1 protein-coding gene is annotated in these 818 nt (G+C 63.1%); it reads left to right on the forward strand.

Annotation, left to right across the window (positions count from 1 at the left end; translation table 11 throughout):
- The coding region (locus tag NKI38_RS33485) for an elongation factor Tu (protein WP_352665160.1) at positions 1-818 on the forward strand (818 nt) is incomplete at both ends.

Here is an 818-nt window from a genome sequence, read left to right on the forward strand (position 1 = left end):
GCCCGTCAGGTCGGCGTGCCGTCGATCGTGGTGTTTTTGAACAAGGTCGACCAGGTCGACGACGCCGAGCTGCTCGAACTGGTCGAGCTCGAGGTTCGCGAGCTTCTGACCAAGAACGAGTTCCCCGGCGACGACATTCCGATCGTCAAGGGTTCGGCGCTGGCTGCTCTGGAAGATTCGGACAAGAAGATCGGCGAGGACGCGATCCGCGAGCTGATGGCTGCGGTCGATGCCTACATCCCGACCCCGGTTCGTCCGCTCGACAAGCCGTTCCTGATGCCGATCGAAGACGTGTTCTCGATCTCGGGCCGTGGCACGGTGGTGACCGGCCGCGTCGAGCGCGGCGTGGTCAAGGTCGGTGAAGAACTCGAGATCATCGGCATCCGTCCGACGACCAAGACGACCTGCACGGGCGTCGAAATGTTCCGCAAGCTGCTCGATCAGGGCCAGGCTGGCGACAACATCGGTGCGCTGCTGCGCGGCGTTGATCGTGAAGGTGTCGAGCGCGGCCAGGTTCTGGCCAAGCCCGGTACGGTGAAGCCGCACAAGAAGTTCGTGGCCGAAGCCTACATCCTGACCAAGGACGAAGGTGGCCGTCACACGCCGTTCTTCACCAACTACCGTCCGCAGTTCTACTTCCGCACGACCGACGTGACCGGCATCGTGTCGCTGCCGGAAGGCACCGAGATGGTGATGCCGGGCGACAACATCACGGTCGATGTCGAGCTGATCGTGCCGATCGCCATGGAAGAGAAGCTGCGCTTCGCTATCCGTGAAGGCGGCCGCACCGTCGGTGCCGGCATCGTCGTCACCATCAA

This window comes from Mesorhizobium sp. M0621, assembly GCF_040320745.1.
Classification (GTDB): domain Bacteria; phylum Pseudomonadota; class Alphaproteobacteria; order Rhizobiales; family Rhizobiaceae; genus Mesorhizobium.